The 24,830-nt window shown below is 61.3% G+C and carries 20 protein-coding genes; 2 read left to right on the top strand and 18 right to left on the bottom strand.

Annotation, left to right across the window (positions count from 1 at the left end):
- Nucleotides 1–8: 8 nt before the first annotated feature.
- From WCA85_RS13690 to WCA85_RS13705, 4 genes are all read right to left on the bottom strand, one after another.
- Entirely contained in the window at nucleotides 9–959 is a 951-nt protein-coding gene (locus WCA85_RS13690) for an alpha-E domain-containing protein (RefSeq protein ID WP_424064665.1), read from the bottom strand.
- A gap of 203 nt (nucleotides 960–1,162) precedes the next feature.
- On the bottom strand, nucleotides 1,163–2,572 hold the full coding sequence (locus WCA85_RS13695) for a circularly permuted type 2 ATP-grasp protein (RefSeq protein ID WP_424064666.1): 1,410 nt from the start codon (nucleotides 2,570–2,572) through the stop codon (nucleotides 1,163–1,165).
- A gap of 370 nt (nucleotides 2,573–2,942) precedes the next feature.
- Entirely contained in the window at nucleotides 2,943–3,389 is a 447-nt protein-coding gene (locus WCA85_RS13700) for an HU family DNA-binding protein (RefSeq protein WP_424064668.1), read from the bottom strand.
- A gap of 1,380 nt (nucleotides 3,390–4,769) precedes the next feature.
- On the bottom strand, nucleotides 4,770–6,302 hold the full coding sequence (locus tag WCA85_RS13705) for a peptide MFS transporter (protein ID WP_424064670.1): 1,533 nt from the start codon (nucleotides 6,300–6,302) through the stop codon (nucleotides 4,770–4,772).
- A 741-nt stretch (nucleotides 6,303–7,043) separates the two neighbouring features.
- On the opposite strand from WCA85_RS13705, the gene WCA85_RS13710 reads away from it, so the two are divergent.
- A complete protein-coding gene (locus WCA85_RS13710) occupies nucleotides 7,044–7,616 on the top strand; it encodes a helix-turn-helix domain-containing protein (protein WP_424064672.1) in 573 nt (190 codons plus the stop codon).
- Nucleotides 7,617–7,736: 120 nt separating this feature from the next.
- Here WCA85_RS13710 and WCA85_RS13715 read toward each other — a convergent pair whose 3' ends face one another.
- The 7 genes from WCA85_RS13715 to WCA85_RS13745 form a co-directional block, all read right to left on the bottom strand.
- Nucleotides 7,737–8,036 carry a hypothetical protein gene (locus WCA85_RS13715; RefSeq protein ID WP_424064674.1) on the bottom strand — a complete coding sequence of 100 codons (300 nt, stop codon included), beginning with the start codon at nucleotides 8,034–8,036 and terminating at the stop codon, nucleotides 7,737–7,739.
- 266 nt (nucleotides 8,037–8,302) lie between these two features.
- A complete protein-coding gene (panE, locus tag WCA85_RS13720) occupies nucleotides 8,303–9,238 on the bottom strand; it encodes a 2-dehydropantoate 2-reductase (RefSeq protein WP_424064676.1) in 936 nt (311 codons plus the stop codon).
- 227 nt (nucleotides 9,239–9,465) lie between these two features.
- Complete coding sequence (locus tag WCA85_RS13725) at nucleotides 9,466–10,902, bottom strand: efflux transporter outer membrane subunit (RefSeq protein ID WP_424064677.1); 1,437 nt, start codon at nucleotides 10,900–10,902, stop codon at nucleotides 9,466–9,468.
- Between the two features lie 10 nt (nucleotides 10,903–10,912).
- On the bottom strand, nucleotides 10,913–12,487 hold the full coding sequence (locus tag WCA85_RS13730; RefSeq protein WP_424064679.1) for a DHA2 family efflux MFS transporter permease subunit: 1,575 nt from the start codon (nucleotides 12,485–12,487) through the stop codon (nucleotides 10,913–10,915).
- Between the two features lie 39 nt (nucleotides 12,488–12,526).
- Nucleotides 12,527–13,627 (bottom strand): HlyD family secretion protein, encoded by a 1,101-nt coding sequence (locus WCA85_RS13735; protein ID WP_424064681.1) that lies wholly within the window; start codon nucleotides 13,625–13,627, stop codon nucleotides 12,527–12,529.
- Between the two features lie 73 nt (nucleotides 13,628–13,700).
- Entirely contained in the window at nucleotides 13,701–14,156 is a 456-nt protein-coding gene (locus tag WCA85_RS13740) for a MarR family winged helix-turn-helix transcriptional regulator (RefSeq protein ID WP_424064683.1), read from the bottom strand.
- A gap of 113 nt (nucleotides 14,157–14,269) precedes the next feature.
- A complete protein-coding gene (locus WCA85_RS13745; protein ID WP_424064685.1) occupies nucleotides 14,270–14,695 on the bottom strand; it encodes a MarR family winged helix-turn-helix transcriptional regulator in 426 nt (141 codons plus the stop codon).
- 221 nt (nucleotides 14,696–14,916) lie between these two features.
- Here WCA85_RS13745 and fliD point away from each other — a divergent pair, with 221 nt between their 5' ends.
- Entirely contained in the window at nucleotides 14,917–16,416 is a 1,500-nt protein-coding gene (gene fliD / locus WCA85_RS13750; protein WP_424064687.1) for a flagellar filament capping protein FliD, read from the top strand.
- Between the two features lie 54 nt (nucleotides 16,417–16,470).
- On the opposite strand, the gene WCA85_RS13755 is transcribed toward fliD, so the two are convergent.
- The 7 genes from WCA85_RS13755 to WCA85_RS13785 form a co-directional block, all read right to left on the bottom strand.
- Nucleotides 16,471–17,262 carry an amino acid ABC transporter ATP-binding protein gene (locus WCA85_RS13755; RefSeq protein ID WP_424064688.1) on the bottom strand — a complete coding sequence of 264 codons (792 nt, stop codon included), beginning with the start codon at nucleotides 17,260–17,262 and terminating at the stop codon, nucleotides 16,471–16,473.
- The gene (locus WCA85_RS13760) at nucleotides 17,259–17,927 is read right to left on the bottom strand and encodes an amino acid ABC transporter permease (protein ID WP_424064690.1); all 669 of its coding nucleotides are present in this window, start codon (nucleotides 17,925–17,927) and stop codon (nucleotides 17,259–17,261) included. The genes WCA85_RS13755 and WCA85_RS13760 overlap by 4 nt, the downstream gene beginning before the upstream one ends.
- Before the next feature lie 17 nt (nucleotides 17,928–17,944).
- Nucleotides 17,945–18,700 carry a transporter substrate-binding domain-containing protein gene (locus tag WCA85_RS13765; protein WP_424064691.1) on the bottom strand — a complete coding sequence of 252 codons (756 nt, stop codon included), beginning with the start codon at nucleotides 18,698–18,700 and terminating at the stop codon, nucleotides 17,945–17,947.
- A gap of 65 nt (nucleotides 18,701–18,765) precedes the next feature.
- Nucleotides 18,766–19,515, bottom strand: a complete 750-nt coding sequence (locus WCA85_RS13770) for an IclR family transcriptional regulator (protein WP_424064693.1) — start codon at nucleotides 19,513–19,515, stop codon at nucleotides 18,766–18,768.
- A gap of 113 nt (nucleotides 19,516–19,628) precedes the next feature.
- On the bottom strand, nucleotides 19,629–20,519 hold the full coding sequence (locus WCA85_RS13775) for a transglutaminase family protein (RefSeq protein WP_424064695.1): 891 nt from the start codon (nucleotides 20,517–20,519) through the stop codon (nucleotides 19,629–19,631).
- On the bottom strand, nucleotides 20,516–23,164 hold the full coding sequence (locus WCA85_RS13780; RefSeq protein ID WP_424064697.1) for a circularly permuted type 2 ATP-grasp protein: 2,649 nt from the start codon (nucleotides 23,162–23,164) through the stop codon (nucleotides 20,516–20,518). The genes WCA85_RS13775 and WCA85_RS13780 overlap by 4 nt, the downstream gene beginning before the upstream one ends.
- A gap of 29 nt (nucleotides 23,165–23,193) precedes the next feature.
- A partial coding sequence (locus tag WCA85_RS13785) for a transglutaminase family protein (RefSeq protein WP_424064699.1) occupies nucleotides 23,194–24,830 on the bottom strand: 1,637 nt, incomplete at its 5' end.

The raw sequence follows: 24,830 nt of genomic DNA on the forward strand, positions 1-24,830 counted from the left end.
AAACTCCGTCAGGCGACTGGCAGCATCAGATACGTGCGCGCAACCAGATTGCCGAGTTCGAACACGCGGGCGAGGAACTGCGTCAGATAGGCGTGCAGGCCAGCTTCGAAAATCTGCCGGATATCGGAGTACTCCAGTTCGGCGCTGAGCTTGCCTGCGAAACGCTCGCACTGGTTGGAGCCCGTGGTGCGCAGCATCGCCAGATTCTGGCAGACGCCCTCCAGCGACGCGAGCAAGGAGCGCGGCATCTGCCGGTTCAGGATCATCAACTCCACCACGCGGGCTGGCGTCACAACGTCACGATAGACCTTGCGATAAATCTCCAGCGCCGACACCGAACTGAGAATCGAGGTCCAGTAATAGAAGTCTTCGAGCTGACGCGCGGCGTCACGCGAATTCGGCTCGACATCAGCAAAGCGCACGTCAAGAATCCGCGCGGTGTTGTCGGCGCGTTCGAGATAGGTGCCAAGGCGGTTGAAGAAGAATGCGTCGTCCTGTAGCGCGGTGCCGAGCATCACGCCGCGCGAGAGGTGCGAACGGAACTTGACCCATTCGAACAGTTCGTCCGGGTTCGCGGTCAACTTCCCGGCCGCGGTGCGTTCGTTGAATCCGAGCCAGGTGTCGTTGATGGTCTCCCACCATTCGGTGGTCAACGTGCCGCGCACCGCGCGGGCGTTTTCACGTGCAGCCTGCAGGCACGAATGGATGCTCGAAGGATTGGTCGAGTCGGTCACCATGAAGTCCAGCACATGTTCGCGGGTGGGCTCGTCGTAACGCTTTGCGAAGGCCGTCTCGAGTTCGGAGATACGTAGCACCGAACGCTGCGCGCGCGCCTCCTGCTCAGGCGTCTGCGGTAAAAGCAGCGCCTTCAGGTTGATGTCCAGCATGCGCGCCGTGTTCTCGGCGCGCTCCATGTAACGGGCCATCCAGAAGAGGTGGTCGGCAGTGCGACTTAGCATGACGGCTTTCCATGGTTGATGGCGCCAGCCCCTCAGAAAAACGCCGGGCCGTCCCAGGTTTTTCTGCCCCCGTGGGGGGACTGGCGCGAAGCGACAGGTTCGGGATGCTCCCCTCACCCGCGCTGGTTATCCGCTTGCGCCGGCAAACACAGCCGCCGGCTTTCCTCGTTGCAGACGCGGCCGTTTGGCAGTGGCCGCTGCCCTCAGTCGACCATCCACGTATCTTTGGTACCGCCTCCCTGCGATGAATTGACCACCAGCGAGCCTTCCTGCAGCGCGACCCGGGTCAATCCACCCGCGCACATCGTCACAGTCTTGCCGGACAGCACAAACGGGCGCAAATCGATATGGCGCGGCGCAATGCCCGCCTCAACGAACGTGGGACAGGCGGACAGCGCCAGCGTGGGCTGCGCGATATAACCCGCCGGCCGCGCGATCAGACGAGCGCGGAAGTCTTCGATTTCAGCCGCCGTGGAAGCGGGTCCAACCAGCATCCCGTAACCGCCCGCTCCATGCACTTCCTTGACCACCAGTTCAGGTAGATGCGCGAGCGTGTAGGCCAGATCATCCGGCTTGCGGCACTGGAAAGTCGGCACGTTATTGAGGATCGGCTTCTCGCCGAGGTAGAACTCGATCATCTCCGGCACGTACGGATAGATCGATTTGTCGTCGGCGATACCGGTGCCCATTGCATTGGCGAGTGCCACGCGGCCGGCCCGATACGCAGTCAGCAGCCCTGGGACGCCGAGCGCCGAGTCGGCGCGGAACGCGAGCGGATCGAGGAAATCGTCGTCCACCCGACGGTAAATCACGTCGACGCGCTTGGGCCCCTGGGTAGTGCGCATGAACACATAGTTATCGTCGACGAAGAGGTCTTTGCCTTCTACCAGTTCCACGCCCATCTGCTGCGCGAGGAAGGTGTGCTCGAAATACGCCGAGTTGTACATGCCGGGCGTGAGCACCACCACGACCGGATCGTCGACGCCTTCCGGCGCGACCGAACGCAGCGTGTCCAGCAGCAGATCGGGATAGTGCGCAACCGGCGCGATGCGGTTTTGCACGAACAGTTCGGGGAACAGCCGCATCATCATCTTGCGGTTTTCCAGCATATAGGAGACGCCGGACGGGACTCGCAGATTGTCTTCGAGCACGTAGAACGCACCGTCGTCGCCGGCCCGCACCACGTCGACGCCAGCAATATGCGCGTAAACACCGAGCGGCACGTTGACGCCTTGCATCTCCGGCCGGTACTGCGCGTTGGTGTAGACCTGTTCGGCCGGCACGATGCCCGCGCGCACGATATTGCGGTCGTGATAGACGTCGTGGATAAACAGGTTGAGCGCCTGGACCCGCTGACGCAGGCCTGCTTCGAGGCCTTGCCATTCGCCGCGCGGAATGATCCGCGGGATCAGATCGAACGGGATCAGCCGCTCGGTGCCGGACAGATCACCGTTGACTGCAAAGGTGATCCCCACCCGGCGAAACAGGATATCGGCCTCGGCCCGCTTGCGGGCGATGGCCTCGTTGCCCTGTTTAGCCAGCCAACGTTCGAAGCGCGCGTAATGAGGCCGCACGACTTCATCGTGATGACGCATCTCGTCATAGCATCGCATGTCACGCCCCGCTCTTTTTGTCGGATAGAAGGCGAATGCGCTGCGCATTCGGTGTTCAGCAACGATCAAGCAAACGCTATGCCATTGGCTTTCCGCACGCAAAGCTCGCTGGATGCACACGAACAGCGCATCTGCCCGGCATGACTTTCGCACCATCGTACTGCGACGGCTCGCAATGCGCTACTCCGGTGCATCGCGCGCCTCGCAACGGGGTGCGTGGCCCCGCCGCGATCCAGGCGATGCAAAGCGGTGCGGCAATAAAAAATCCCCGGGGTTTTCACCCACGGGGATTTTTGCGCTTCTGGAACTTCGAGCAGTGCGTACTGGCGCGGCGTCTGCTGCGTTGGAAACGGCAGCGTGCCGGGCGCAATTACGAAGCTGCTGCGTCCTTCAGCTTCTTCAGCGGACGTGCCTTGATGCGCACGCTAGCCGGCTTGGCCGGGAACCAACGCTCTTCACCCGTGAACGGGTCTTTGCCGAAGCGACGCTTCTTCGCCGGAACAGCGGTCACGACGATTTTCAGAAGACCCGACAGCGTGAATTCGCCAGCGCCCTTCTTGTGGACTGCGCCGAGGATCGTGTCTTCGAGCGCGGCCAGCACGGCCTTGGCAGCCTTCGGTTCAACAGCAGCACGTTCTGCGACGTGAGCAGCCAGCGAGGCCTTCGTGAAGGTGTCCTTGATCGGCGACGGAGCGCCGGACGCCTTCACGGCGACCTTCTTAGCTGCGACTTTCTTCGCAGGAACTTTCTTCGCAGCAACCTTCTTGGTCGGTACCGTAGCAGCCTTCTTGGCCACCTTTTTTGCGGAAGTCGGCATGTTTCTCCTACCTGTTGTTGGTCAGTGAATGCACGAAACGTTCGCGGTATGCGCACGCTTCAAGGCCGGATTCTACAAGCGGTATAGCGTTTTGCGCGACTCTTTTGTGTATAACCGTTACGGTTTGTTGCGTGGCGGTGACTCTGCAATACATTTTGACTCTTGTTTCAAGGGGTAAACGTGATCTTTCAGATCTGGGGAGATGTCGTCGTTTGCTACTTGCTGGTTTGGAGTTTTGCGGTTTTCGTGAGTTGTTGATGGGCTTTTTGCCTTGCAGGCGGCTGTGTTGGGTTGCTTTATCAAGGGGCCTTTGCTTCGTTTTCTGATTTTCCGTTGGCGTTGGTCCTTCCGCTGTTGGCTCTCGTTTTTGGCCGTTTTCTGATTTCTTGTCGGTCTGTTTGCGTTGGGCCGTCCTTGCTGTTTGCCCTGTTTTTTTGGGCTTTCCCTTCGTGGATTTCCCTCTGTTTGCGTTGCGCTCCCTTTGCTGGTTGGCTAGGTTTTTTGGCCTTTCCTTGCATTCTTATTGGTCTATTAGCGATGCCCCTCTGCGGGGCGGCACTTACTTTCTTTGCGGCCGCAAAGAAAGTAAGCAAAGAAAGCGGCTCACACCGCCAGCCCGTAGGTGTCCACCACTTACGCAGTTCGGGAGTGGTCCGAGACGAGAGGGTCTCTCGTACAGCCCCTCCTCGTGACAAAGCACTCATCCACCCCACTCCGCACTACGTGCGTCGCGGATCGGTTTGCAAGGGAATGCCGGCGCCTGACTTCTCGAGCAGGCCGACGATGTGCCAACACTCTCAGGAACGAGTGCGCCGTCGTGATTAGACGCCCGTGGAATTTATGGCTGAAGTTCGGTTGCGGTCCGCACTCCGGCTGCGGATGCGCTTCGATTGCAGCGGCGGTTCGGTTGCAGCTGCCGTTCGGTTGCGGCTGCCATCCGATCGCAGTTGGGCTTTAGTTATGCCCGACGGCGGGGCGCGCAGCGCGACGCTGGAGCGGATGAGTGCTGTGTCACTGAGTGGGAAAGTGCGAGGGCGGGTCTCGTCTCGGACCAATGCCGGATCACCGGCGAGGTGGACACCTACGGGCTGGCGGTGTGAGCCGCTTTCTTTGCTTACTTTCTTTGCGGCCGCAAAGAAAGTGAGTGCTGCCCCGCACAGGGGCATCGCTAATAAACCAATAAGAACTCAAGGAAAGGCCAAAAACCCAGGGCAACCAGCAAAGACAGGGCAACCCAAACAGACTGATAACAAAACAAGGAGGGGCCCAAAACCAAGGCAAACAGAAAAAGAGCCAACCCCGACAGCCAATCAGAAAACAACAAAACGCACCCACCAAGAGGCGGCCAAAACAACAGCCGCCTGCAAGGCAAAAACCTGATTATTCAACAGCAGAGGCAGAAGCAGCAGCAAGCTCATCAGCCTCATGCCCAGCCCCTACCGCGCGAGCGGTACTAAGATGATGCTCACGTGACAACCGGTTCATCAACGGCAACAACAACACGGCAACCAGCGCGCCAAGCGCAGCAAGCCACCCTAACCCCATGAACAGCTTCGTATAGAGCGGCAACGACTGTAGCGGATCAAGATCCCCCGCCGGCATCTGCGCAAAATTCGCCACCACGCTGCCGAGATACCCCGACACGCCCGACGCAACAAAATACGCGCCCATCAAAAAGCCGCTCATCCGCGCCGGCACGTAACGCGCAATCATCGCCAGTCCAAGGCCGCTCACCAGCAACTCGCCAAGCGAATACAACCCGTAGCCGCCCACCATGAACCACGACGACACCCGTCCGTCCACCGCATAACGACCGCTCACCGCGTAGACGAAGAATCCCGCTGCCACCACGACAAAACCAACTGCGTACTTCGCCGCGACCGAGATGTCTTTGCCACTTCGCGCCGACTTCGTATACAGCACGGCAAGGATCGGGCTCAGCAGCATGATCCAGATCGGATTGAGCGCCTGAAACTGCGCCGCGCTCCACGTGAACAGCGACACCCCGAACAGCGAAAACTGCGGATCAACGTTGCGCACCGCAAACAGCGTGAGCGAAGTCGACATCTGCTGGTAGAAGATGAAAAACAGAATCGCCTGCAACGTCAGCACCAACGCCGCGATAAGACCCGCGCGCTCCGAGTGCTCGCACTTCATCAGCATGTAGCCGAAGATGCCCAGAATCGCAATGCCAGCTGCGTACACGCAAGCCACCGCGACCGCCTTGTGCTGCAGTACGAACATCGTCGCCAGACCCAAGACGACACCGCCGACCAGCACCGCCGCCACCCGCTTCCAGCGAATCGGCTCGGAATCCGGCGCGGACCCCACATGCTCCAGCGTGCGGAACATGATGAAGTAGTTCACCACGGCGAGCAGCATGCCCGCACAACAGACCGCAAACGCTGCGTGCCAGCCCCAGTGATCCTTGATCCAGGGCGTCGCGAGCATCGATATCGTCGAGCCGATATTCACCGCCATGTAGTAAATGGTGAATGCACTGTCGATCCGCGCATCATCGCCTTCGTAAATCCGCCGGACGAGATTCGCTGCGTTCGCCTTGAACAGGCCATTGCCCACCACGATCACGCCAAGCGAAGCGTACATGTAGTTGAGCTGGTCGTTCGGCATGGCAAGCATCAGATAGCCGCAACACAGCACGAGCGCGCCGAACACCATCGTGCGGCGACTTCCCAGAATCTTGTCGCCAATCCAGCCGCCTACCGACGGTGCGGCATAAACCAGCGCGGTGAAGGCGCCCCAGGTGAGCGTGGCGTGGCTGTCGGTAAAGCCGAGCTTGTCGATCATGAACAGCACCAACAGCGCGGCCATCCCGTAGTAGCCGAAACGCTCCCACATCTCGATCAGGAAGACCGTCGAAAACGATCGAGTCTGGGATACGGTTGAATTCATCATCTACCTCGTGTTCTTTATGATTGCTTCGGCGCGCCGATCAAGCGGCGTGTCGCTGGAAACTGGGGGTGGAAAGCGTCGGCTCGTCACCTTTCGATAGAGCAGTCCGCTAATCCGGAACGGGCCCTATGATAAGGCGCGGTAAGCACAATGGCCCCGCTGGGCACGTAGCGCTAGCGAGTGACATCAAGCGGCGGCCCGGCTGAGCGGGCGCTGGAAGAGGCGTGGCGATACGGATCACTATTCATCTCACGTTGGCGGCGGTTCGGGTAAAACGCGCCGCATCGATATCCGGGCGCAGGATCACTGCGCGCGGGATTGCGCACTGCAAGCAGACCGAAAGGTTCGGCCGCCCGCAAGCGAGCGCGATTCTCCTGAGCATCGCCAGCTTCGTCACTCAGGGAATTCACTGAGGCGTACCACCCTCTGTAATGACAATCGTGCATTTTGCCGAGGCTTGCCGCGCGATATCATCCATGAATCCGCGATGCATGTATTAATCGTGCGTCCGGCGCATCAAAATGTTCGAATCCGCGAAAGCCGCTCTATTCAGCGTTTGCGGTGTTTTCAAACCCGTCCGCCCGACAGGAAATTTCGAAACGAATCCTGCTTCTGGCAACATAGCGCGTTGTTTCAAGAAAAATGCCGCTCCGGCATAAGCTCGCAATCTTGATATTCTGCAAGACTATCAAACTTTGTTTACCAACATCAAACATTTTTGACGGGCTGATTCGTCCTGCTATGGTCACGAAAACTGAAAACAAAAATCCGGCACTGGAGTTGGGCAGCAAGATTCGCGCGCTTCGGCAACGTCTGAAGCGCACGCTCGACGAAACGGCCACAGCGGCGCGCATTTCCAAACCTTTTCTGTCACAGCTCGAGCGCGGCCTCGCCACGCCCTCGCTAACCTCGCTCGCAGGCATCGCCAACGCGCTGGGCGTGACCGTGCAGTACTTCGTCGATACACCCAGCGAGGAACGCTCGGTGAGCCGTGGCAATCAACTGAAGTTTTTTGGTTTCGCGGATTCGGCCAATCTGTTCGCCCGGTTGACCAATCTGACGGGCGGGCGTCAGCTTGAAGCCATTCTTGTCAAAATGCCGCCGGGGCAGAAACGCTCCGAGGTCAATACGCATGCGGGCGAAGAGTTTCTCTATGTGATCAGCGGCAAGGTGTCGTTGACCCTGGAGGGAAAAACGTTCGCGCTGCAGGCAGGTGACAGTGCGCACTACGAATCGACGGTGCCGCACAGTTGGGCAAATACTGCTCGTGGCGAGTCGCTGGTGGTGTGGGTCGGCACGCCCAGACTGTTCTAGCCGGCGCAGGCACTCGGCAGTGCCTGGCGTCAGGATGGAGAAAGCCTGCATGCCCCTTACTCAGGATGACTATGGACTAGCGACTTCCGCCGGAGACCGGGCTCAGGCCTGAACTCCGATTCAGAAAAACACTGACAGCACGACCGCCAGCCAGACGGCGGTCACGCCGCCGAGAAACAGGCGCCGCGCGACCCGGATGCCATCATCGCTGCTCTCCACGTCGACCGGACGGGTGGCGGTCCACGGTACGAGCGCCAGGCAGGCAAAGCCCGCCACTGCCAACGCAACGACGAGCCCGTCCAGAAACCGCCAGGGCACCGCCTCGTGAATCCCCCAATACCCGAGATAGACGATGCCGATCGAGAACGTCGTCGCCGAAGCGGAACTCAATGCAACCACCGACCCCGTTGGACTCGGCATCATGCTCTCCTGTCGACCAGAGTTAGCGCTTTAGCGCTTACTCTGGTCCCATGCACAGCGGTCGACCAGAGTTGGCGCTATAGCGCTTATGTCGATCCGGAGTTAGTGCTTCAGCACTTACTCCGGTCCCACGCAGAGCGCCCCGATCCCATGCACTTAGTTGCGGTCGTGCGGCTCGCGCCGCATGGCGAATGGGACAATTCTACTGCACGGCATAAGCCGCCCGTCCCCCAATGCCCCGGCCACAGCGGCCTGCTAACCGCGTCCTATGCCGAGCGCGCCTCGCGTAACTCATACGCCTTCAGGTGGTTATATGCGACGCGTAGCAACGAGAACCCCACGTCCCGTTGCTGTGCGGGACCGCCCCTTTGCAGCAGATCGCCCAGGACATGGTCGGCTTCCGTGCGTGAATGGTTTTCCACGTCGCGCAGCATCGACGCTGTCAGCGGTGAGGGCGTGAACAACATCTTGTTGGCGCGCGCGTCAAATTCCGCTCCCAGCGTAAAGCCGTTGTGCTGTGCCACGGCACGGCATTCGCCAAGCATGGCCTCGATGGCGCGCCTGCCGTCCGGCGCCCCCAGAATATCGCCAATCGATGCGCGAAACAGGCACGTGCAGGCCGCCAACGTGGCAAGGAACACCCACTTCTCCCACATGGTCAGCAGGGTCACGTCGCTTGCCGCGACATCGAAGCCGGCTACCTTCATCACGTCGGCGATCGCCTGCACGCGCGCAGACACGCCGCCTTCCAGTTCACCAAACGTCAAGCCCGCCGAGTCGTTCAAATGAACAATTTCGCGCTCGGCGTTCAACGTCGCGGCAATCAGGCATACGCCGCCCAGGACGCGCGCCGCGCCGAACTTTTGCGTGAGCACCTCAATATGCCGCATGCCGTTGAGCAAAGGCATGATCACGGTATTGAGACCGACTGCGGGCGCGAACGAGTCGATTGCATCGTCCAGGTTGTAGGCTTTGCAACTCAGTATCACCAGATCGAAGGGCTCGGCAATCGCCTCGGCCTGCACGGTCTTCACATCGCGCAACGTCAGGTCGCCCCGCCCGCTCTTGATCACAAGGCCCGCGCGGCGCAGTTCTTCAGCCCGTCCCGCCCGCACCAGGAACGTAACATCACGTCCCGCAGCGGCCAGCCGGCCGCCAAAGTAGCCCCCTACCGCACCCGCACCTACGACTAGAATTCGCATCATTGTCTCTGGAGTTGATCCGTTATCCGGTTGACGGCCACGATGTGCAGCGGCAACCTTTCGGCTGCACAACAGTACACCCTGACGATCTGTGCCGACGCGCGGCAAGCCACGCGTCGCTCGCGTCAATGTAGCAAAAAATTCCTGTTTGCATGAGCGTGCCGTGCAGCGCACTGCCGCGCGCCAAGCTTCTCGCGGCGCCAACTCTCGTGCTTATAGCGGGGCGGTCAACCCAGCTTTGAAGTGGGCGCCGTGCTGTCCGCGGGCACATCCCAACCGCCGCCGAGCGAACGGTACAACGCCACCGCTGCGAGCGCGTGCTCGCGCCTGGCCTGATTCAGCGACTCCGAATCGCGCAAATACGCTTCCTGCGCGGCGAGCACATCGAGAAAGCTCGACGCGCCGTCCTTGTACAGTTCGGTAGACAGGTGCAACGCTTGATCCGAGGCGTCCAGTGCGCCGCCCAGGCGATCCACCTGCACCGCGTCGTTCACCAGATCGCTACGGGTGTCCTCCACCTCCTTTAATGCCTGCAGCATGGTTTGCTGCAAGCCGAGTTGCGCCTCACGCATCTTGCTTTCGTTCTCGTCGATATTCGCCGTGATCCGCCCGGCGTTGAAGATCGGACTCGTCGCGCTCAATGCGGCGCTAAAAAGGTTGTCCGTCAAGGTCGGCAAGCCCAGATAAGACGATGCCAGCAGGCCGTCCGCGAGATTCAGCTTGAACTGCGGGTAGCGCTGCGCCTTCGCGGCCCCCACTTGTGCCGCGCGCTCTTCGACGCCGGCGTATGCCGTACGCACGTCGGGCCGCCGTAGCAGCGCATCGGACGGCAAAACCTGCGGCACGCTCTGCGCCGGCACCGGAATCGCGCGCGTATCGGCGAGCAGAGGAGTGCCGAAGCTTTCCGGCGTGCGCCCCGAATAAACGGCGATCAGGCTCATCTGATGCTGAATCGTCGACTGCACCCGCGGAATCTGTGCCTGCAGATCCTGCAACTGGTTTTGCGCGCGGGCAACATCGAGCTGCGTCGAAAGCCCGTAGTGCAGACGCTCCTGAGTAAGTTTCAGCGCCCGGCTTCTGATCTGTTCGTTGTCGTTGAGTATCTGCAACTCTGACTGCGCCCAACGCAGATCGATGTACGCCGCCGCCGTGTTGGCAGCGAGCGCCAGCCGCAATTCGTTCAGCGCCCCCTCGCGGCCCGACTCCTGGGCCTGCGCAGCCAGTACCGCCAGGCGCTCGCCACCGAACACGTCCGGCGTCCAGCTCGCCGCCACGCCAAACCCGGCCTGGCGGACATAACCCAGCGGCGGGGGAGCATTGAGCCGCTCGTCGCTGGCAATCGCGGTGGCGTCCAGTTCAGGCAGCAGATTCGAGCGCTGCTGTGTCGTAATGGCTTGAGCCTGCTTGACACGCTCCACCGCAGCCTGGACATCCAGATTGCTGTTTAGCACGGACGCAACCAATTGATGCATGACCGGGTCGCCGAACTGTGCCCACCAGGCGTTGGCATCCGCGGTGTCTTGCGGCGCGGCTATGCTCCATGCGTCGGGCGCCACCGTTTGCACCGTGCGCGTCAGGTCTGCGTGAGTTTCCGGCTGCACCGCACAGGCGGCAAGGCTCAGCAGCACAGCGCTCGCAAGAGCCTTGGGAACGATTGTTTTCATCTTGTGGTCCTCAATGGGCGTCAGGCGGCGGCGCGGCGGTGAGACCAAACGGGCGCGAAAACGCCACGCTCACCAGACCCACCACAAAGCAAAGTGCAACCGCAAGGAAAGCATCGGAAAAGGTCAGTACCAGGGCTTCACGCATCAACAGCGAGTGAAGCAGACCCAGACCGGCATTGGCGGCATTGAGCGCATCGCCGCCTGCCGCCCCAAGTCGGGCGCTCTGTTGATGCAGCAGCGCTTCGACCACCGGCCGCCCAGCGGTCACATGTTCGTCGAGCCGTTCGTAATGCAGATTCAGGCGGTCATTGAGCATGGTGCTGCTAACGGCGATGCCGATCGCGCCGCCCAGATTGCGCATCAGGTTGAAGAGCCCACTCGCCGAGCGCAGCCGCGACGGCGGCAGCGAACCGAGCGCCATCGTCACGATGGGCGGCACGCAGAATTGCTGGCCAATACCGCGCAACGCCTGCGGTAACAGCAATTCCCGCCAGCCCCATTGACTGGTGAGCGGCACGTACAGATAACAGCCGAGGCCAAAGCATACGAGCCCGAACACCATCAACCAGCGCATGTCGATCACACGTGCGAGCGTCGAGTACGCGGCCAGCGCCATCAACTGGAAACAGCCCACCGAGAGCAGCGCCAAGCCGATCTGCAGCGAATCGAAGCCACGAACACGCGCGAGGAACACGGGCGTCAGATACACCGTGCAGAACAGCCCGATCCCGGTGATAAACGACAGCAAACTGCCGATGCCGAAATTGCGGATCGCAAGCGCGCGCAAATCGACAATCGGCTCGTTGGCGGTAAACGCGTGAACCAGAAACAGGAAGCCGCAGATCGCCGAGATCCATGTGCACAGCACAATGACGTCGTCGCCAAACCAGTTCTTGCGCGGGCCTTCTTCCAGCACATACTCGAGGCAGCCGAGGAAGCCCGACATCAGCAGCATTCCCAGGTAATCGCCCTTCTTCAGCAACGACAGATCGACTTCATCGATATGGACGAACTTGGGCACCATCACCGTGACGAAAATGCCGGGCACGAGATTCAGGTAGAACAGCCAGTGCCATGACCATTGCGACGTGATCCAGCCGCCGATCACCGGACCGATGGTCGGCGCCAACGATGCCAGCGCACCAATCGTGGTCGACGCGATCAGGCGCTGCTTGCCCGGAAACAGCACGAACGCGGTGGTAAACACGGTCGGAATCATCGCGGCGCCGAGCGCGCCTTGCAGGCCGCGAAACACGATCATCGAATTGATGTCCCACGCCATACCGCACATCATGCTGGTGATCGTGAAGCCGAGCGCGGAGAAGGCGAACAGCCAGCGCGTCGAGAAAACGCGCGTGAGCCAGCCGGACATCGGAATCACCAGAATTTCAGCGATCAGATACGAGGTCTGAACCCATGAGAGTTCATCCTGGCTGGCCGACAAGCCGCCGCCAATGTCCCGCAAGGAAGAGGCGACGATCTGGATATCCAGCGTCGCCATGAAGAAGCCGAGACACATCAGCGCGAACGCAAAGGCGCGGGTGCGGATGGGCTGGTCGGCGGGATTTGACGTTGGATGCGTCATGGTGCTCCTGGCTGCGCTCATGTAGCACTCGCCCGCGGATTACGAATGCGCCGGCGTGCTGCCGGTGTCGACATGCACCTTCACCGTCGCCGACAACCCGGGCCTCAGCACACCTTGCATGTCCTTTGGGACATCGAGCCGAACCCGTACCGGCACCCGCTGGACGATCTTCGTGAAGTTGCCGGTGGCGTTTTCGGCCGGCAGGACGCTGAACGTGGCGCCGGTGGCGGGCGCGAGACTGTCCACCACGCCATGCAGCAAACGATTCGACGCGTCGAGCGCGACGTCGACTGGATCGCCGACCTGCATCTTCTTCAACTGGTCTTCCTTGAAGTTCGCATCGACCCACAAGCCAGTCGAGGGCACGATCGTCAGCAGCGAAGTGCCGATATCGGCGAGCAGCCCGACCCGCGCGGTCCGGTTGCCGACGTAGCCATCCACCGGTGAACGGATCGTGGTGTATTCGACATTCAACTCCGCCACTCGCTGCGCGGCTTGTGCCGTCGCCACGCCAGCCTGCGCCGCGCCGATCTGCGCATCGAGCACCGTGATCTCACGCTGGGCAGCCAACAGGCCGGCGGCGCTGCGATCCACCGCGGCGTGGGCTTTCACGAAATCCGCGTCGGCGCGCTCTACCAGCTGATTTGACACCGCCTCGTCTTTGACCAGTTCACGGTAACGAGTCTGATCCTCAGCACTGCGGGTCAATTCGGCACCCGAGGCCTTCACTTCGGCCGCCTGCTGGCTGATCGTCGCCAGTTGCAGCGACTTTTTGGCCTGCAATTCCGTGACGGCCGCCTCAGCACTGCGCACGTCGGCACTCGCCTGGGCAAGGCGCGCATCGTAATCGCGCGCGTCGAGCCGGATCAGCACCTGGCCTGCCTGCACGTACTGGTTGTCCCGCACCAGCACGTCGGTGACAAAGCCATTCACTTTCGGCGCCATCACTGTCACGTCACCGCCGACGTAAGCGTCGTCCGTGGTCTCGAAGAAACGCCCGACGATGAACCAGTAGGACACCGCCGTCGCCAGCACTACCAGCACGACGATCACGGCGAGGCGCATCCACGGAATGCGGCGGGCGGGTTGCGCCAGACCGGCGGCACTAGGCGGTGCAAGAGACGAGGGAGTAGTGGACATGATTTTGTGTGCGTATGCACAAAATGGCGTTAAAAAAGGGCGTGCTGCGCACGCCTACTAATACCGAATACATCTAGGTTCCGACCGGATCCTTCATGATGTCCAGCAACTCACGCCGCAGCGACGCCGAACGATCCACGCCAAAGCGACGCTCGAACTCTTCCTGCGCGGCCTTCCAATGCGCCCGAGCCGCGGCGAGTCTCGCCTCGCCGGCCGGCGTCAGGCTAAACGCCAGTTCCCTGCCCTGCGCCGGCATGCTGCGACTGCTTACCAGTCCATCGCGCTGCAACGGTTGAACCGTGCGCACCAGCGTGGTCCGCTTGAGCATCGTCGTGTTAGCCAGTTGCTTCATGGTCATTGGCGCGTTGTCCCTGATCCGACGCAGAATCGAGAACTGCGTGATAGTCAGCCCCACCCGCGCGAGATGCCGGTCATACAGTTGCGACACGTAACGCGCCGCCTGACGAATCGCAAAGCAATCGTCGTCGGGCAACGTGTCAATACTGTCGAGCGATTCGTTTAAGTGCATACACACTCTGACTGGTACAAGACGAGCCGCGATTTCGCTGCATCGTCTCCGTTGATCGGTTTTTGTTTCTCGGCAAGCAGTTGAACCGCTGCTGCCTGCGGACTTTATCCGGTTTACTCTGCAGTCAAACCAAACAGCTCTTTGCGCAATGCCTTGGCCCTTGAGTGGCCGAACTTCCCTTCGAACTCGGCCTGCGCGTTGCGCCAGGCAGCGGCTGCTTGCGTGAAGGTGCGCTTGCCGCCTTCGGACAAGCTGAAAAGATAGGTACGGCCATCGTGCTCCGATGCCTCGCTCACCACCAGACCATCGCGTTGCAGTGGCTTGAGTGCGCGTACCAGCGTCGTGCGCTCCATCACCATCGCGTCCGCCATCTCGACCATCGTGGCCGGCGCCGTGGCGCGGGCGAGCTTCGCCATGATCGTGAATTGCGCAGCCGTCAGCCCTACCTCGCCCAGATGGCGCTCGTAGATCTGTGTCACATAGCGTGCAGCCTGCCGCAGCGCGAAGCAGTTGCACTCGTCGTAGGAAGGTCCATTCATGGATTGCAGTCTATATGTGCGTACGCACAGAGTCAAGGCACGAGTGAATTGAAATGTCATTGAAATGCACTTGTAATTTTTCAAGATACGACATTACAATTGCTTACAGTCCGGATCGGGGCCGGACGGCGAACAACATACGGCGAGCTCAGGTGCCCGCAGCTGGCGCGTGCCACCTGCCGCAACCGAACTATTTCTGACGCGCGAGGGACCACCACGTCATGTCAACGATTACTACCAGCACGATGTCCGCCACCTCGACCACTACGTCGATTCAGGATGCCGCGCAATCGCTCATCAGCGGTTCGACCCAGTCCAACACTGACGTCAACGCGCTCGTCTCGGCATTGGTGAACGCCAAAGTGGCCGGCAAGACCGCGTTGCTCACGAGCCGCGCCACGCGCGACAACAACCAGTTGACTGCAATCGGCACGCTGAAATCGGTGCTGTCGTTGATGCAAAGCGCCATGACGCCGCTAGCTAACGGCAAAGCCTTCTCCAGTTTCACCGCGACGGCCAGCGGCAAGGGCCTCACGGCGAGCACCGGCAACGGCGCGGTGGCGGGCAGCTATGTGGTCGGAGTCGACAACATCGCCACCTCGCAGTCGATTACTTCGGATGCTTTCGCGGCGAAAAGCGCACTGGGCTCGGGGTCACTGACCTTGTCGCTGGGCGGCAAGAGCACCACCGTCACGATCGATCGCAGCCGCAGCACGCTCGCTGATATCGCCTCCGCCATCAACTCCGCATCCGGCAATCCGGGTATTTCAGCGACGGTCGTCAACAGCGTGGATGGCGCGCATCTGCTGCTGCATTCCACTTCGACCGGACTCGCCAATGGCATCAACGTGACGGTCAACTCAGACGACACGGATCTCAACAAGCTGAACGTCAAGACCAGCATCTCGACCGACTCGGCCACCACCACCGTCGATGAAGCCTTTCACTGGAAGCAGAGCGTCGCCGGACAAGACGCACAGCTGAACATTTCCGGCATGCAGGTTACGAGCCCCACTAATTCGGTCTCGACGACCATTGACGGCCTGACGCTGAACCTGTCTGCGGATTCTGAAGGCACGACACAAACGCTGAGCGTCGCACCGGATGTCACCGACCAGAAAGCCGCGATTGGCTCATTCGTGACGGCGTACAACAATTTCGTCACGACGGCCGCGTTGTTTACGGGCTTCGACTCCACCAAAAAGGCGGGCGCCCAAGGCGGCGTACTGCTGGGCGATTCGGCGCTCAATGCCATCCACAATGCGCTGACTGGCGCGCTGAGCGCAGCGTCGAGCCACGGCGGCAACCAGAGCAGCGGCGCGGCTAGCCTCGCGGGAATCGGCATTACGTTTCAGAAGGACGGCACGCTCAAGATCGACGACGCCACGCTGACTAACGCGTTGACGAATAACGCACCAGCAACTGCGGCGCTCTTTAGCGGGAAGAACGGTTTGGCGGCGTCGATGAACGCCTCCATCACGTCGTTTCTGCAAACCGGAGGAACGCTGGATGCGCACACCAATGCTCTCAATGCGGACCTGAAAGCCGTGAGCAGCCAGCAAACGCAGCTCACGGATTACACGGACAAGCTCACCAAGTCGTACAACCAGCAGTTCACCGCGCTCAATACGCTAATGACCCAGATGAGCCAGAACGGCGACTACCTGACCGCACTGTTCGGCGGGAAAAACAGCGCCGGGGCGCTGGCCAACAATAAGTAGTCGGTCACGACGCCGTCGGAGCGGCCACTCCATCTTTTGCGTCGAAGGACGTTCTCATGCGCGCGACAACACCGCCTGCAGGAATGCACGCGTACGCGGCTGCGTCGGCGCCGTAAAGATTTCCGATGGCGGACCGGCCTCGACGATCACACCGCCGTCCATCACCACCACTACATCCGCAACTTCCTTGGCGAAGCCCATTTCGTGGGTGACGACCACCATCGTCATGCCTTCGCTCGCGAGCAATTTCATCACCTGCAACACTTCGCCGACCAGTTCTGGGTCGAGCGCCGAGGTGGGTTCGTCGAACAGCATCACGCGCGGCTGCATGGCCAGCGCGCGCGCAATCGCGACGCGCTGCTTCTGGCCGCCAGAAAGGCTCGCGGGCATCGCATGCGCCTTGTGTGCAAGGCCCACTTTTTCGAGCAGCGCCAATGCCGCCGCCTCGGCATCCGCCTTACTGGCGCTCCGCAGCATGCGCGGCCCTACCGTGATGTTATGCAGGACCGACAGATGCGGAAACAGATTGAACGACTGGAATACCATGCCCACTTCAGTGCGAAGCGCATTGAGCGAGCGTTCTTTGAGCATCACACCGTGATCCACCAGACGGTGCCCGCAGATATCGACGGTGCCGCCCTCCGCTTGCTCCAGACCATTGCAGCAGCGCAGGAACGTGCTCTTGCCCGATCCGCTCGGCCCGATCGCCACCACCACTTGCTGAGGCTGAATGTCGAAGTCGATGCCATTGAGAACCACGTGCGACCCAAACGACTTGGTCAGCCCGCGAATCTGCACGATGGGTTGAGATACCGGTTGAGATTCGGATTGATTGAGCGTGTTCATTGCACCATGCCTCCTGCACGCAACCGACGTTCGACGCGGTGCAACGCGTAATTGGTCGCCTGCGTCAGCACGAGATACACCAGCGCGATAACCAGGTACACCTCGAGCGAACGGTAAGACACGCTGATGATTTTTTGACCTTCGTGCATCAGGTCGTCGATAGTCAGCAATGAAACCAGCGCTGAGTTCTTGATCAGCGCGATGAATTCGTTGCCGAGCGGCGGAATCATCCGCACGATCGCCTGCGGCAGAATGATGGCCCGCATCGCCTGCCCTGAGGACATGCCAATCGAGCGCGCCGCTTCCATCTGTCCACGGTCGACAGATTGAATCGCGCCGCGCACGATCTCCGAGACGTAGGCTGCCGAATACAGCCCCAGCCCAAGCACGCCGCACACGAAGGCCGGCAACAGGATGCCGAACTGCGGCAAGCCGAAGAACAGCAGGAACAGTTGCACGAGCAACGGCGTGCCACGGAAAAACGTCAGGTACGCGGTGCAAAAACCATACACGACGCGGCGCTGCGGCGTCAGCCGACCAATCCCGATCAGCAGGCCGAGCACGCAACTTAGCGCGAGCGCGGCCGCCGTCACTTCCACCGTGACAAGCGCGCCGTGCAAGATGTCGGTCCAGCCGGCCAGCACCGGCGAAAAGTCGAGTTCCATCTGCGTGACTCAGCCGGTCATTGCGCTGAAGCGCCGAACCATTTGTGAACGATCGCCGCATAGGTGCCGTCGGCCTTGATCTTTTCCAGCGCCGTATTGAGCGCCGTCTTCAACTCCGGCTCGTCCTTGCGCACGGCAATGCCGTATTGCTCCGTCGTGAGTTGCTGAGCGATCACACGAAAACCGCCGCGCGTTTTAGCCAGCTGATACGCCGCCGGCTTGCCGGTCACCGCCGCGTCAGCACGGCCGATGCCCACCAGGTCGAACATCTCCTGATTCTTCTCGACTTCGACGCGCTGCACTTGCGGATAGTTGTCGCGCAGGAAGTTGACCGATTTCGTCCCCACCTGCACCGAGACCTTCTTGCCGTTGAGGTCGGTCAGCGTCTTGATCGGCGAATCTGTTTTCACGAGCGCGACGAGGCCGCCAGCGTAATAAGGCTCGGTGAAATCGACCACCTTGGCGCGTTCATCGGTGATGTAGATCGCGGAGATGGCAACATCGAAACGATGGGCGATCAGACCGGGAATCAGCCCCTTGAAGTCGATATCGGTCCACTGAACCGTCTTGCCCATTGCCTTGGCGAGCGCGTTCATCATGTCGATATCGAAGCCGGTACGCGCACCGTTCTCGGTGAATTCCATCGGCGGGAAGGTGGCGTCGGTGGCGACTTGCAGCACGTTCGAAGCTTGCGCCGAAGCCGCCCCGGAGAAGCCGGCCAGCGAGGTGGCTAGCGTGAGGCAAGCGACAGAGAACAGGCGTTGCAGTTTCATGGCGGAGCTCCTTGGAGGATCGAGTCGGGATCGTGTGGATCAGTAGAGGATCAAGGTCGGGCAGATCATTCGGTTTGCAGATGTTCGGAAATGGCGCGGGCGGTGCGCAGCGTCGCGTCGATAAATTGCGTTTCGCGACCGGCGGCGCGGCTGGACGGCGCCATCAGCGTGATCGACGCGCTGCAGCCCGACGCGCGTCCGCCACGGTGAAAGATCGGCGCGCTAACGCCCCATACGCCGGGGTCGACTTCGCTGTCGCTCGTGGCGTAACCCTGCGCGCGGATTGTCGAAAGTTCGGCTTCGAGGGCGGCACGGGCGGCGTCATCGGCGTTGAAAGTGCTGCCCAGCACTTCAGTGAGGGCCTTGTCGTTCATAAAAGCCAGCAGCGATTTCGCCGATGCGCCGGCTTTCAGTGGAACCGCACGGCCCTTTTCGAAGGAGCAGCGCAACGAGTGCTGACTCTCTACCATTTCCAGGCACATCACCTGGTTCTTTACGGCGACGACCAGACCAATGCTTTCCTGTGACGCACGTGCGAGTTGCTGCATCTCGCTGCGGCTCGCTTCGACGAGCAGCGAATTGACGTCGAAGCCCAGCGCAAGCTGCAAGCTGATCGGGCCCGGCGCATAGTGCCCCGCGTTTTCCGCGACGAAACCCCAGCGCTTGAGCAGGCCGATCTGCCGGTAGAGGGTGCTTTGCGCGAGTCCGGTAATGGACTGCAGGTCCTTGACCGACAAGGCCTTGCCATGACTCGCGAGCGCTGCGAGCACGAGCAGCACACGTTCCGCACCGGTGACATTCTGTTGCCCGTTCACGGCGACCACACCACGAATAACGATGCGCTCAGGATGCCAGAACGTTCTCAGATTTCAAAAATCCATTTCCCATTGGGTGGGAATGGATCGAGGGGGTTTTCCCCGTAAAGACCTCACAACGCCAGCACACTCACCCCCACCTCAACCCGATGTGCACCGCCGCCCAGAATCATTCCGCGCAATAGCGACACATCGCTGTAATCGCGGCCAATCGCTAGCGTCACATGGTCCATATCGGCGAGCACATCATTCGTCGGATCAAGATCGATCCAGCCACTGCCCGGGCAATACACCGATACCCAGGCATGCGAAGCATCCGCGCCGATCAACCTCGGCTGTCCCGGCGGCGGATCATTGCGCAGATAGCCGCTGACATAGCGTGCGGGTAGGCCAAGCGAGCGCAGGCACCCAATCATTACCTGAGCGAAGTCCTGACACACGCCGCTCTTCAACTCGAATGCACGTTCGGCCGGCGTGTCGAACATCGTCGCTGATGGCTTGTAGTCGAAGTCATCGTGAATGCGGTGCATCAGGTCAATCGCGCCGGCCGCTATCGGCATGCCGGGCGTGAAACTCGGCAATGCGTAAGCGCGCAACGCGGGTCGCAGCGCCACGTTGGGCGACGCAAAACAGAACTCGGCCTCTGGCCGAAATTGGCCGCCCACCCGAAAACGTAACGGATCGGCCACGTCTTCCCACTCTGGCGTCGTATCCGGATCGAGCCGGGTCCAGCGCGGCGTCAGTTGCACAGTCGTTTCGCTGACCAGTTGCAGGCGTTCGTGCGGTGCATCGAGCGTGAAATAAAGCACGTCATTGCCAAACGCGTCGATCCGGCTATGCAGGTAGGACGGCTGGGGCTCGATCGTCTCCTCGTGCGAGATCACCCGCTGCCACGAACAGACCAGCGGCCGGATCGTCGCCAGATGCTGCGCGGTTTCGACGAACGTCGAATAGCGGTACGTGGTGCGGTGCGAGACCGACAGAATGGTCTGAGCGGTCTTCAAGATGACACCTGCGAAGCAACGGTATTGGCGTGACTGAAATAGCGTGCGCTGATCTCATTGGCTGCCGCGCCGACAAACGCGCCCAGTTCGTCGCATACCTGAATAACCGCCGTATACGCGCCGTTTTCGTCGGTTTCGCACAAATTCTCGAGCGAAGGAAGCGTGTCCGGCGGCGGCATCAGTTCGACAAACGACCGGTGCCGCGTGCCACTTGCTGCAATCGAGATCTCGTCCAGTTTGCCGCACAGGCGTTCATAAATGCCGTACAGCCCGCGCGGATTGGTGGGTTCGATCACCAGCAGATCGAGCAGCGCCGGCACTTCGAGGCGTCCCGGGTACAGCGAGCGATAGGTCAGCGTACTGTCGAACAGTTGCAGCAGCAGATCAAAACCGGCCGGCGTCGCCAGTTGACCCTTGTCGGCGACCACGCGCAGGAACGACGTCATCGCCGACACCCGCTCGATGTGTCGGCCCGCAAACAGCAGCCGCCACGCTTCATCACGTGTCATGCGGTCACCCTGCGCGCCACTGATGGCAGAAAGCTGGGTAGCCAGATGCTCCAGGGCATCCATCAGCGTGACACGATCGTAGCGGTCATAACGCGTGCTGCCGTGAGCGGATGTACCACTGGCCCCGTTAGAAGCGACTGCGCCGTTCGCACCCGCCGTCGATACCAGCGGCGGCATCAACTTCTGCAACGCATCGCGGAAGTCATTGCGGGCCGCGAGAATCGTGCGCCAGTGATCGTTCGACAGCCTGCCGCGAATCTCGCCGCTCGAGCGCGCCTGGGCGGCGAGCACCTGGCCAATGCTGGACCCACCGGTCGCTTCATGCAGATTCGCCACCAGCGAGCGCTCGAAAGATTGCAGCGAATCGTCTTCACGCACATCGCCGGATTGCACCAGCCCACAGTACAGCGCCAGTTCGACGAGTGTTTCGAACATCGCGTTGGCATCGCTGCTCTCCAGCGAGCCGAGAATCAAACGCAACAACCGCACATTATTCTCAGCACGTTCGCTATATCGGCCTGCCCAAAAGAGGTTTTCGGCGGCGCGACTCGACACCGTGCGATGCTTGCGCGCGAGATCGCCGGGTTGCATCGGCGAAGGCAACAGCGTGAAAGTGGAAATGGGCTGGCTCGACAACACCCACGTATCGACGCTGCTACCGCCGAATTGCATCGACACGGTGGCCTGCCGCTCTGCTGCGAGGCGCGTGAAGCCGCCGGGCATCACGTGCCAGCCGCCGTTGAAATCCGCAATCGCATACACCCGCAGTACCGACGGGCGACGGCCCAGCGTGCCATCTTCGTAACGCGGCGCGCACGAATACGGCAGCGGCATCTGGATGGTGAAGTTATCGGGCAACGCTTCGATTCGCTCCTGCCACGCGTCGAGCGGCTGGATGCCCTGTTCGAGACCGGGCGCGCCATCGCGCTCCACCGCCGGCCAGGTGGGCACGATGAACGCTTCATCCAGGCGGTCAAAGACGTGCTCACGGGCCGCTTCCTCGCCGCACCACCACGTCGGCACACTCGGCAGTAAGAGGTCCTCGTTGAGCAACGCCTCGGCAATACCCGGCAGGAATCCATGCAAGGCGGGCGATTCGACAAAGCCCGAGCCGGGCACGTTCGAGACAATCACGTTGCCTGCCCGCATGACCTGCAACAGACCCGGCACGCCAATTGAGGAATCCGCGCGTAGTTCGACCGGGTCGCAAAACGCGTCGTCGAGGCGCCGCAGCACCACGTGCACGCGTTCCAGACCGGCCAGCGTCTTTAGATACAGCATGTCGTCGCGCACGGTCAGGTCTTTGCCCTCGACCAACGTGACGCCCAGGTAGCGCGCCAGAAACACATGCTCGAAATAGGTTTCGCTGAAAGGCCCTGGCGTGAGCAGCGCGATATGTGGCGAGTGGTCATCCGCATCCTCACGCATCGCGGCGCGCGCCGACTGCACCAGCGTGGCGATCAGTTGCGAATAGGTTGGCGCAAGACGGCTCACGTGCAGCGCGCGGAACGCCTCGGCGAACTGGCTGGAGACGATCAAGCGATTCTCCAGCGCGTAACCGAGCCCGGACGGCGCCTCCGTGCGATGCGACATCACGGTCCAGCCGCCGTTGGGCGCACGCGCCAGATCCACCGCGACCACCTGTAAATACTGCCCCCCCGGCGGCGAAAAACCCTTCACCGGACGCAGATAACCGGGATGGCCGAACACCAGCGCCGGCGGCAATTGCCCGCGCTGCAGCAGGGTCTGCGGGCCGTACACGTCGGCGACGATCGCGTTGAGCAGCTGCGCGCGCTGCATTACACCGCGCTCGATCTCGGCCCATTCGGACTCATCGATCAGCAGAGGCAGCAGGTCGAGCGCCCACGGCCGCGGCTCGCCGTTATCCGCATAGACGTTGTAGCTGATGTCGTTATCGCGGATCTGCTGCGCGATCGAGGCCGTGTTCTGGTCGAGACGGGCAATCCCGTCTTCGCCCAGGCGCTCGAAAAACTGCCGCCACGGTTCGCGCAACGACCCGGACGAATCAAGCAACTCGTCCCAGTGTCCATCGCGGACCGGCAGCACCCGCAATAGCGACAGCGCATCCGCATGCGTCGCGGTCGGCTCGAAGGGAAAAGTCGATTGAAAGGCCAAGGTCGTACCAGGTTAATTGTTCTTCGGGGTCACCAGTAGCGCAAATCCAACGTGAACGGGAATTCCAGACCGCGTTGCGGCGCATCCACCACGAGCGGTCCAGGCGTGTGACCCATCGTGAAGAAGCGCGAACGTCGCCGGCTTTCTGCCTCGTAAGCGTTGACCGGGAAGGTCTCGTAGCTGCGACCGCCCGGATGTGCGACATGATACTGGCATCCGCCGATCGAACGCCCAGTCCATGTATCGACAAGGTCAAAAGTCAGCGGCGCATCGACGCCAATGGTCGGATGCAGCGCCGACGGCTGTGACCATGCGCGGAACCGTACCCCCGCCACGTGCTCGCTGACGCGACCGGTCGGCTGTAGCGGCACCGGCCTACCATTGACGGTCACCACGTGACGGTTGTCGTTGAGCCCCAGCGCCCGCACTTCGAGCCGCTCCACCGACGAATCGACATAGCGCACGGTGCCACCAGGCGAGCCCTCCTCGCCCATCACGTGCCACGGTTCGAGGGCGCTGCGCAGGGTCAGCGTGACACCGTTCGCCGTGGTTTCACCCACTAGCGGGAAGCGGAACTCGAAATGCGGCGCGAACCACGAACGGTCGAACGCATAACCGGCTTCGGCGAGATCGGCTAGCACGTCGTCGAAGTCCATCTGTACGAAGGTGCCGAGCATGAAACGGTCGTGCAGTTCGGTGCCCCAGCGCGTGAGACGCGTGGTGTACGGCGTCTTCCAGAAGCGCGCCACCAGCGCACGCAACAGCAGTTGCTGAGAAAGACTCATGCGGGCGTGCGGCGGCATTTCAAAGCCACGCAGTTCCAGCAGGCCAAGCCGTCCGGTGGGGCCATCGGGCGAATACAGCTTGTCGACACAGAACTCGGCGCGGTGCGTATTGCCGGTGACGTCGATCAGGATATTGCGCAGCGACCGGTCGATCATCCACGCCGGCAACTGCCCGCCTTCGCGGCCGCCGAGCAGGTCGATCTGCCGTTGCAGTTCGCGGAACGCGACTTCGAGCTCGTACACCTGGTCGTTACGCGCCTCGTCCACGCGCGGCGCCTGGCTGGTCGGCCCGATGAACAGCCCCGAGAACAGGTACGACAGCGACGGATGGTTGATCCAGTACGCCACCAGACTCGCCAGCAGATCCGGTCGACGCAGGAACGGGCTGTCGGCGGGCGTCGCGCCGCCCAGCACGAAGTGATTGCCGCCGCCGGTGCCGGTATGGCGGCCATCGGTCATGAACTTCTCGGTGCTCAGATACGTTTCGTGCGCCGACTGGTACAGATACTCGGTGTGATCGACCAGTTGATCCCAACTCGACGCCGGGTGGATGTTCACTTCAATCACGCCCGGGTCCGGCGTCACCTGCAGCATCTTGAGACGCTGATCGCGCGGCGGCGGGTAGCCCTCGATGATGACCTTCATGTCCAGTTCGGTCGCCGTCGCTTCCACTGCAGCCAGCAGGTCGAGGTAATCGTCCAGTTCGGTCAGCGGCGGCATGAACACGTGCAGCATCTTGTGGCCGCTGCCGAACGTCTCGGTCTCGACCTTCGGACCCGCGGCCCGAGCCGGATCGCGCGCCTCCACGCAAAGCGCGGTGCGGGTAATCCAGCTTGCCGATTCGCCGCGTCCGGGTACGCGCAGCGTGGACGGAGTTGCGC

Origin of the sequence: Paraburkholderia sp. (assembly GCF_049581445.1) — a bacterium.
Lineage (GTDB): Bacteria > Pseudomonadota > Gammaproteobacteria > Burkholderiales > Burkholderiaceae > Paraburkholderia.

What these genes read in the sequence shown, in the direction of transcription:
- WCA85_RS13690 (WP_424064665.1), bottom strand. Translation starts at nt 959, where the DNA reads ATGCTAAGTCGCACTGCCGACCACCTCTTCTGGATGGCCCGTTACATG.
- WCA85_RS13695 (WP_424064666.1), bottom strand. Translation starts at nt 2,572, where the DNA reads ATGCGATGCTATGACGAGATGCGTCATCACGATGAAGTCGTGCGGCCT.
- WCA85_RS13700 (WP_424064668.1), bottom strand. Translation starts at nt 3,389, where the DNA reads ATGCCGACTTCCGCAAAAAAGGTGGCCAAGAAGGCTGCTACGGTACCG.
- WCA85_RS13705 (WP_424064670.1), bottom strand. Translation starts at nt 6,302, where the DNA reads ATGAATTCAACCGTATCCCAGACTCGATCGTTTTCGACGGTCTTCCTG.
- WCA85_RS13710 (WP_424064672.1), top strand. Translation starts at nt 7,044, where the DNA reads ATGGTCACGAAAACTGAAAACAAAAATCCGGCACTGGAGTTGGGCAGC.
- WCA85_RS13715 (WP_424064674.1), bottom strand. Translation starts at nt 8,036, where the DNA reads ATGCCGAGTCCAACGGGGTCGGTGGTTGCATTGAGTTCCGCTTCGGCG.
- panE (WP_424064676.1), bottom strand. Translation starts at nt 9,238, where the DNA reads ATGCGAATTCTAGTCGTAGGTGCGGGTGCGGTAGGGGGCTACTTTGGC.
- WCA85_RS13725 (WP_424064677.1), bottom strand. Translation starts at nt 10,902, where the DNA reads ATGAAAACAATCGTTCCCAAGGCTCTTGCGAGCGCTGTGCTGCTGAGC.
- WCA85_RS13730 (WP_424064679.1), bottom strand. Translation starts at nt 12,487, where the DNA reads ATGACGCATCCAACGTCAAATCCCGCCGACCAGCCCATCCGCACCCGC.
- WCA85_RS13735 (WP_424064681.1), bottom strand. Translation starts at nt 13,627, where the DNA reads ATGTCCACTACTCCCTCGTCTCTTGCACCGCCTAGTGCCGCCGGTCTG.
- WCA85_RS13740 (WP_424064683.1), bottom strand. Translation starts at nt 14,156, where the DNA reads ATGCACTTAAACGAATCGCTCGACAGTATTGACACGTTGCCCGACGAC.
- WCA85_RS13745 (WP_424064685.1), bottom strand. Translation starts at nt 14,695, where the DNA reads ATGAATGGACCTTCCTACGACGAGTGCAACTGCTTCGCGCTGCGGCAG.
- fliD (WP_424064687.1), top strand. Translation starts at nt 14,917, where the DNA reads ATGTCAACGATTACTACCAGCACGATGTCCGCCACCTCGACCACTACG.
- WCA85_RS13755 (WP_424064688.1), bottom strand. Translation starts at nt 17,262, where the DNA reads ATGAACACGCTCAATCAATCCGAATCTCAACCGGTATCTCAACCCATC.
- WCA85_RS13760 (WP_424064690.1), bottom strand. Translation starts at nt 17,927, where the DNA reads ATGGAACTCGACTTTTCGCCGGTGCTGGCCGGCTGGACCGACATCTTG.
- WCA85_RS13765 (WP_424064691.1), bottom strand. Translation starts at nt 18,700, where the DNA reads ATGAAACTGCAACGCCTGTTCTCTGTCGCTTGCCTCACGCTAGCCACC.